Annotated in this window: 1 protein-coding gene; it reads left to right on the plus strand. The window is 64.9% G+C overall.

Going from position 1 to position 3811, the window contains the following annotated elements; translation table 11 throughout:
• Positions 1-3811 (plus strand): glutamate synthase large subunit (gene gltB, locus ACYVDE_RS16885; RefSeq protein WP_460502721.1); only part of this gene is annotated, 3811 nt, incomplete at both ends.

Genomic DNA, 3811 nt, shown 5'->3' on the forward strand with positions numbered 1-3811 from the left:
GGCCGCGCGGCTGGGCTTCCCCCTACTAGGCTACCGGCCGGTGCCGGTGAACCCGGCCGGCATCGGCCCCACGGCCCTGGCGGCCGAGCCGGTGATGGAACAGGTGTTTTTCGGCCGGCCGGCGGGCATCACGAATCCGGAGGATTTTGAACGCAAGCTCTACGTGCTGCGGCGGCTGATTTTCAAGACGGTGCGCGAGACCGTGCCGACCGCGATGGACGTGTTTTACGTGGCCTCGCTCTCGTGCAAAACCATTGTCTACAAGGGCCAGCTGACCACCTACCAGGTGCGCGGCTACTTCCCCGACCTCAGCGACGAGCGGGTGGTGTCGGCTTTCGGGCTGGTGCACTCGCGGTTTTCGACCAACACGTTTCCGAGTTGGAAGCTGGCCCAGCCTTTCCGCTTTCTGGCGCATAACGGCGAAATCAACACGCTGCGCGGGAATTTGAACTGGTTTTATGCGGGGTTGCGCAACTACGTGTCGCCGTACTTCTCGGCGGAGGAAATGGACATGCTGCTGCCGGTAGTCGACGCCGGGCAGTCGGACTCGGCCTGCCTCGATAACGTGGTGGAAATCCTGCTGCACTCGGGCCGCCCGCTGCCGCACGTGATGATGATGCTGGTGCCCGAAGCCTGGGACGGCAACACCCAGATGGACCCGCTCAAAAAGGCCTTCTACGAGTTCCACGCCACGTTTATGGAGCCCTGGGACGGCCCGGCCGCCCTCATTTTCACCGATGGCCAGCAGATTGGGGCCATGCTCGACCGCAACGGCCTGCGCCCCCTGCGCTACCTCGAAACCACCGACGGCCGCGTGCTGGTCGCCTCCGAAGCCGGCGTGCTGAACATCGACCCCGCCACCGTGGTGCAGAAGGGCCGCCTGCAGCCCGGCAAGATGCTGCTGGTGGATACCGTGGCCGGCCGCATCATCACCGACGAGGAGCTGAAGGCCCAGGCTGCCGGCCGCCAGCCCTACGGCGAGTGGCTGAACGAGTACCAGATTCGCCTCGAAGAGCTGCCCGAGCCCCGCCAGATGTTCACGGACCTGGCCGCTGACGCGGTTTTCAAGTACCACCAGGTGTTCGGCTACACCCGCGAAGACATCGACGTGCTCATCACACCCATGGCCGTAGAGGGCAAGGAGCCCATCGGCTCGATGGGCGTGGACGTGCCCCTGGCCGTGCTGAGCGACCAGCCGCAGCACCTGAGCAGCTACTTCAAGCAGTTTTTCGCGCAGGTCACCAACCCGCCCATCGACCCTATCCGGGAGCGGCTGGTGATGAGCCTGGCCACCTTCCTGGGCAACAACGGCAACATTCTCGACGAGGATAAGCACCACTGCCACTGCGTAGCCCTGCGCCAGCCCATCCTGAGCAACCACGAGCTGGAAAAGCTGCGCAGCATCGACACCGGCATGTTCAATGCCAAGACACTGCAAACCTATTTCAAAGCCGACGGCCTGCCCGGCGCACTCGAGCGCGGCCTCGCCCGCCTCTGCCGCTACGCCGAGGACGCGGTGAACGACGGTTTCGAGGTGCTGATTCTGTCGGACCGCGCCGTGGACTCGGAACACGCGCCGATACCCTCGCTGCTGGCCGTTTCGGCCGTGCATCACCACCTCATCAAGCTCGGGTTCCGGGGCTCGGTGGGGCTGGTAGTGGAGGCCGGCGACGTGTGGGAAGTACACCACTTCGCTTGCCTGCTCTCGTTCGGGGCCACGGCTATCAACCCCTACCTGGCCCTCTCCACGGTGCGCACCATGCGCGAGGCGGGCCACCTCAACACCTCGCTCGACCAGTCGCAGCTCACCTACAACTACATCAAGGCCGTGTGCGACGGGCTGCTGAAGATTTTCTCGAAAATGGGGATTTCGACTTTGCAGAGCTACCACGGCGCGCAGGTGTTCGAGATTCTGGGTTTGAACCAGGCCGTGGTGGACGCTTATTTCTGCGGGGCGGTCACGCGCATCGGCGGGCTGGGGCTCGATGAAATTGCCCGCGAAACGCTTTACAAGCACTTCCAGGGCTTTAAGACCAGCACGCCCGAAGAGCAGGTGCTGCTGCCCGACGGCGGCCTCTATCACTGGCGGCGGCGCGGCGAGGCCCACATGTTCAACCCCGAAACCGTGCACCTGCTGCAGCTGGCGACGCGCACGAACAACTACGCCACTTACCAGCGCTACGCCAAGCTGGTGAATGAGCAGCCCGAGCGCCTGTTCACCCTCCGCGGGCTGCTGGATTTTGCCCACCACCGCGAGGCCATTTCCATTGACGAGGTGGAGCCGGCCGAGGGCATTCTGAAGCGGTTTGCCACCGGGGCCATGTCGTTTGGCTCGATTTCGCACGAGGCGCACAGCACCTTGGCCATTGCCATGAACCGCATCGGCGGCAAGAGCAACACCGGCGAGGGTGGCGAGGACCCCATGCGCTACGAAAAAATGGCCAACGGCGACTCCATGCGCTCGGCCATCAAGCAGGTGGCGTCGGCGCGCTTCGGCGTCACGGCCCACTACCTCACCAACGCCGACGAGCTGCAAATAAAAATGGCCCAGGGCGCCAAGCCTGGCGAGGGCGGCCAGCTCCCCGGCCATAAAGTGGACGAGTGGATTGCCAAGGTGCGCCACGCCACCCCCGGCGTGGGGCTAATTTCGCCCCCGCCCCACCACGACATCTACTCCATCGAAGACCTGGCCCAGCTCATCTTCGACCTGAAAAACGCCAACCGCGCCGCCCGCATCAACGTGAAGCTGGTGAGCAAGGCGGGCGTGGGCACCATCGCGGCCGGCGTGGCGAAGGCCCACGCCGACGTGATTCTGATTGCCGGCTACGACGGCGGCACGGGCGCCTCGCCCATCAGCTCCATTAAGCACGCCGGCCTGCCCTGGGAGCTGGGCCTGGCCGAAGCTCACCAAACCCTGGTGCGCAACCAACTCCGCAGCCGCGTGGTGCTGCAGGCCGACGGCCAGCTGAAAACCGGCCGCGACCTGGCCGTAGCTGCCCTGCTGGGGGCTGAAGAATGGGGCGTGGCCACCGCCGCGCTGGTAGCCGGCGGCTGCGTGATGATGCGCAAATGCCACCTCAACACCTGCCCCGTGGGCGTGGCCACCCAGGACCCGGATTTGCGCAAGCTCTTCACCGGCCAACCCGAGCACATCGTGAACCTGTTCCGTTTCCTGGCCGAGGAACTGCGCGAAATCATGGCCGAGCTGGGTTTCCGCACCATCAACGAGATGGTGGGCCGACCCGAATTCCTGAAAGTGCGCGAAAGCATCACCCACTGGAAAGCCCGCCATCTGGACCTGAGCGGCATGCTGCACCCCGCCGCCAACATCTCGGGCGGCACCCTGTACCAGAGCGAAGTGCAGGACCATGGCCTAAACAATATTCTGGATTGGCAGCTGCTGGAATACGCCCAGCCGGCCCTGAATGAGCAAACGCCGGTATACGGCGAGTTTGAGGTGCACAACACCGACCGCACCATCGGCACGCTGATTTCCAATGAGATTGCCAAGCGCTACCACGCCGCCGGCCTGCCCGCAGGCACGATTAACTATCGCTTCCGCGGCTCGGCGGGGCAGAGCTTCGGCGCGTTCTGCGTGGCGGGGCTGTCGTTCTCGCTCGAAGGCGAGGCCAACGACTACGTGGGCAAGGGCCTGAGCGGGGCGCAGCTGGCCATCTTCCCCTCCCCCGCCGCCCATTTCGTGCCCGAGCAGAACATCATCATCGGCAACGTGGCGCTGTACGGGGCCACCTCCGGCGCGCTGTTCGTGCGCGGGCAGGCCGGCGAGCGGTTTGCGGTGCGCAACTCCGGC

This window comes from Hymenobacter agri (assembly GCF_054778495.1).